This is a genomic window from Virgibacillus sp., assembly GCF_013393565.1.
GTDB lineage: Bacteria > Bacillota > Bacilli > Bacillales > Amphibacillaceae > Virgibacillus > Virgibacillus dokdonensis.
This window is the reverse complement of the sequence record NZ_JABXHF010000120.1, coordinates 1-4,724: the sequence shown is the minus strand read 5'-3', so window position 1 is coordinate 4,724 and position 4,724 is coordinate 1. Positions and strand designations below refer to the sequence as shown.

Below are 4,724 nucleotides of genomic sequence, written 5' to 3'. Positions count from 1 at the left end.
ATCCTGGAACGCCATCCCAAAGGGGGCTAAATGAGCATTCCAACGGTCTTCTGAGAAAGAATGGGCTACCAAAAGAAATGGACTTTAATCCTGTGTCACAAGAGTATATTTCTGAGGTTGCACTCCGTCGGAATAACATACCAAGGAAATCATTGAAATACAAAACACCAATGGAGTGTTTCATAGATTATGTCGGTCAGGATTTTGATAAAAGCATGTTGTCTCGCTTAATTTGACAAATCAAAGTTTGAAATATTTGCGCTGTATGAGCATCAATCATTCGGATAACGCCAGCTAATTTTGGAAAAGTGGGTGCATACACTAATTTATAATCACTTTCTTCATCTTGAAACCAACGTAACTCCATTTGTACATAGTCGGCGTATATTTGTTTTACAGTTTGCTTAGAAAGTTTCGGTGTCGTATTGACATGCTCGTATCGTTGTTTACTTAATGGTTGATGATTAAAGCTACAAATCCGACCTGAATATTTCCCAACATCAATAGAAATGATATCGTGTGAAATACGGACGTTGTTATACTGCCAGCGGAAATCAAAGCAATAAACATCTTCCATTTCCACCTCATCATCAATTCTAATCAATTGATTGTGTGCTTTAGGATAGAGGTGGAATAACAGTCGATACGCTATTTCTTCTGCTTGTTCTACACCAATAGATTTACTCATGACTTTTGGAGGCGTTTCTTCACTAGTTATTTGTAGCAAACGGTTTTGCTTATCAAAGCATAATTTCATAAGACAAGAATCTATTTCGTCCATATCAAAGTCTGTTTTTTTCTGAATGACATTTGGTAGAGCAGACCAAACCTCTATCCGTTTCTTCTTTGTTTGTTTTTTCTTCATTAGCTTATAATCCTTTAAGCCAATGATATCATGTAAATTAGTTTTAACTTTTTTTGGTTTATGGAGGGGAATTTGTTTTATAGCATCTTTTTGCACATAGGCTTTCTCCTCACCAGCTGGTATGTATATCGCGCGTTCAATTATGCTGTAAACGAGTCGAAATTTTCCATCATCCTTTATATAATATGTATCCATTGGAGCAATCAGTAATTCTGGTTCGATATGGTGCAAGTATTGCTTCTTTGCTGCTTCAGCAGAGATCATTACATCAGGATAATGTATGTTCGCATTTTTATCATGAAAAGAAATGACCGCGCTGATTTCACCGCTTTTAGTTAAAAATAATGTAACTCCTGTTTCAGGGAGGAATAAATGCAATTGATCATCCTGATAGGCGAAGTGAACTGTGTATGTATTTCCTATTTCAAAAAAAGAAGCTAGTTTGCAATCTTTATATATCTCAGGATAAAATGTTTTTACAAAATGACTTGCTTTGTCGATTAATTCATCGCGTTTTAATGTGAAATTTGATCGTTTTAAAACTTCATCTTCTACAGAAAAGTAAAACAGCCTTCCTTGATTATCTATGGAGAATACCGCTACGTTTTTTTTCGCAGTGTTTGAGAAAATATCATATTGCACGCCTGGAATAATTTCATCAGGTTGGTATGCTTTTCTCATGTTCATGTTTGTCGCTGGAATATACGATATCAAAGATTGGAATAGCTGATTTAAGGTCATGTACAAACTCTCCTCTACGGTTACAAGGTGCTGTCAGTTTTCTTACTTTAAAAATGGGAAGATGTGAGCGCTGAATAAGTCTAAGTGGGATAACAGCATCTAAATCTCCAATTTGATTAAAAGTCTTTACGTCAATCAATAATCCGTATGACATAAAAATCCCACTAATTGAAGTTATACTTTATGTATACAATTAAACAATATTTTCCAACTATAATCAATGATATAGATAACTCGACTTGTAACAACCATTGAAAACCATGGCTTAGTAAGTCTGTCTGCGAAATGCTATAGTGCGCTTCACAATAGATTAAACGAGCCGTTTGCTTATGCGAAGCAGACGGCTCGTTTAATGAACGCACTATTGAATTTTAGAAATGAATTTTCCAGCCTTTTTTCTGTTCGAATTCATTTCTTCTGTGGCTACTAAAAATACCCCCATGAGAAAAATAAACACAGCTCCCATAACTGTTCCAATACCAATTCCAGTAAGATAACTGTAATCGCTTACAAAGAAACCATAAAGGAAAATTGCGATACCGGTCCACAATATACTTGCTCCGACATATTTTGTTGCTTTTAACAGCTTTTCGTTTTTCATGTACCGTAACTCCTTTTAAAACGTAGTTAGACTGTATTAAAATGTAACAATGATTACGAGTTAATATCCAAATTTAAAGTATTTTCTTTATTATCAATCATGTTCACAAATTTGTCAAATTTAATTCCGAATTTGTGATACATATAGTTGACAATAAAAGGACTCATTCATACACTATAAACAAACAGTCAAACAACTATTTGATTATTAGGGGGATAAAATATGGGCGCTTCTAAAGAAAAACCAATCGACGTTTGCGAGACGTTTTGTTATGACGAGGATACGGTAAGCCGAATTCGTCCTAAAATAGATAAGATGGATGGGGTTGAACAAATATTTAAAGCGTTGGCTGATGCGACAAGATTAAAAATTGCTTATGCGCTAACACTAGAAAGAGAGTTATGTGTATGTGATATAGCTACGATTATTGGTGCAACGAAGGCAACTGCATCCCATCATTTACGTTTGTTAAAGAATATGGGACTGGCGAAACATCGAAAAGAAGGAAAGCTTGTTTTTTATTCTTTAGAGGATGAGCATGTGCATCAGCTCGTAACGATAGCTACAGTTCATGCAAAAGAAGGTGTTAATCGTGGAAGAGAATAAAAACGTTTATCGTCTGCAAGGGTTATCATGCGCAAATTGTGCAGCGAAATTTGAAAAAAATATTCGCGCCATTGAAACCGTTGACGACGTGCAAATAAATTTTGGTGCATCGAAAGTTACGGTGCAAGGCGAAGCTTCTGTGCAGCAGTTGGAAGCGGCTGGAGCTTTTGATGATATTAAAGTCTTTCCAGAAAGAGAACGATTAACGGAACATAAGCAATCGTTTTGGAAAAAGAAAAGTAATTTGACAACATTATTTTCCTTTTTATTTACTATGGTTGGATATGTGTTTTTCTTTCAAGTTGGCGAAAGTAATCTTGCTACAGTAAGTACATTTGCAGCTGCTATTCTAATTGGGGGTTGGAAGCTATTTCGTACAGGCTTTAAAAACTTAGCTAGATTTGAATTTGACATGAAAACGTTAATGACGATTGCAGTTATAGGTGCTGCCATTATTGGAGAGTGGGCAGAAGGAGCTGTCGTTGTCTTTCTATTTGCTGTAAGTGAAGCGCTAGAAGGATATTCCATGGAGAAGGCGCGGCAATCCATTCGTTCTTTAATAAATATTGCCCCAAATCGTGCGATGATTCGTAGGGGTGATGAGCTAATTAAAATGGATGTCGAGGATGTACAAGTCAATGATGTCATGGTGATTAAACCAGGAGAGAAAATTGCCATGGATGGCGAAGTTCTTAAAGGAGAATCCTCTATTAATCAAGCAACAATAACCGGTGAATCTATCCCTGTGTTTAAACAAACTGGTGATGAAGTATTTGCTGGTACTTTGAATGAAGAGGGTTCATTGGAAGTTCGTGTTACCAAATACGCGCAAGATACAACAATTGCTAAAATCATTCATTTAGTAGAGGAAGCACAGGCGGAAAAAGCCCCTTCCCAACAATTTGTTGATCGTTTTGCTAAATATTATACCCCAGTTATTATCGTTATTGCTATGTTAGTTGCTACGATTCCACCACTTCTGTTTAGTGCAACGTGGTCTGATTGGATCTATAACGGGCTAGCGGTATTGGTTGTAGGGTGTCCGTGTGCGTTAGTTATTTCTACACCTGTAGCTATTGTAACAGCAATTGGCAATGCTGCTCGACATGGCGTGTTGATTAAAGGTGGCATTCATTTAGAAGAAACAGGGAAAATAGATGTAGTTGCTTTTGATAAAACAGGCACTATAACCGAGGGGAAGCCTGTTGTTACAGAAATTATTTCCTTTGGAGACATGTCAGAATCAGATGTGTTAGCACATGCAGCGGCGATTGAAACATATTCGCAGCACCCGCTTGCTTCTTCTATATTACGCAAAGCACAAGCAGATAATGTAAATAACTTACATGCAGAAAATTTTCAGTCATTTACCGGAAAAGGCGCTCAGGCAACAGTGGATGGCTCTATCTACATGATTGGAAGTCCTTCCTTATTTCAAGGGAAAGCACCTCTTCCTAAAGAATTGCAAATGCAAGTTCGCACGTTACAAACACAAGGTAAAACGGTGATGCTATTTGGAACGGATAATCGTATTGAAGGCTTAATTGCTGTGGCGGACCAAGTTCGTAAAGGAAGTCTGTCTATCATTGAAAGGCTCCATCAATTAGGTAAACGAACAGTGATACTTACGGGGGATAATCAAGCAACAGGCTCTGCAGTTGGGCGTGAAGTAGGCATAATGGAGGCAAAGTCGGAGCTTTTGCCGCAAGATAAATTAATAGCAATTAAAGAATTAAAGCAGCAGTACGGCAAGGTTGCGATGGTTGGAGATGGGATCAATGATGCCCCCGCTTTAGCAGCAGCAGATGTTGGTGTCGCTATGGGAGGTGCTGGTACGGATACCGCCATGGAAACAGCTGATATTGCGTTAATGGCTGATGATTTAAGTAAAGTTCCATATACAATGGGGTT

5 protein-coding genes are annotated in these 4,724 nt (G+C 37.5%); 3 read left to right on the top strand and 2 right to left on the bottom strand.

Annotation, left to right across the window (positions count from 1 at the left end; translation table 11 throughout):
* On the top strand, window positions 1-236 hold a 236-nt coding region (locus tag HLX49_RS16975; RefSeq protein WP_367112737.1), incomplete at its 5' end, for a transposase.
* Here the strand turns inward: HLX49_RS16975 and HLX49_RS16970 are convergent.
* A complete protein-coding gene (locus tag HLX49_RS16970) occupies window positions 197-1,606 on the bottom strand; it encodes a YcdB/YcdC domain-containing protein (RefSeq protein ID WP_296363391.1) in 1,410 nt (469 codons plus the stop codon). The two genes, HLX49_RS16975 and HLX49_RS16970, sit on opposite strands and share 40 nt — an antisense overlap.
* Before the next feature lie 361 nt (window positions 1,607-1,967).
* On the bottom strand, window positions 1,968-2,207 hold the full coding sequence (locus HLX49_RS16965) for a hypothetical protein (protein WP_101932791.1): 240 nt from the start codon (window positions 2,205-2,207) through the stop codon (window positions 1,968-1,970).
* A 222-nt stretch (window positions 2,208-2,429) separates the two neighbouring features.
* Here HLX49_RS16965 and HLX49_RS16960 point away from each other — a divergent pair, with 222 nt between their 5' ends.
* Together HLX49_RS16960 and HLX49_RS16955 are read left to right on the top strand one after the other, a co-directional pair.
* Window positions 2,430-2,813: an ArsR/SmtB family transcription factor gene (locus HLX49_RS16960; RefSeq protein WP_101932790.1), complete on the top strand. Its 384-nt coding sequence runs from the start codon at window positions 2,430-2,432 to the stop codon at window positions 2,811-2,813.
* On the top strand, window positions 2,800-4,724 hold a 1,925-nt coding region (locus HLX49_RS16955), incomplete at its 3' end, for a heavy metal translocating P-type ATPase (protein ID WP_296363388.1). The genes HLX49_RS16960 and HLX49_RS16955, both read left to right, overlap by 14 nt.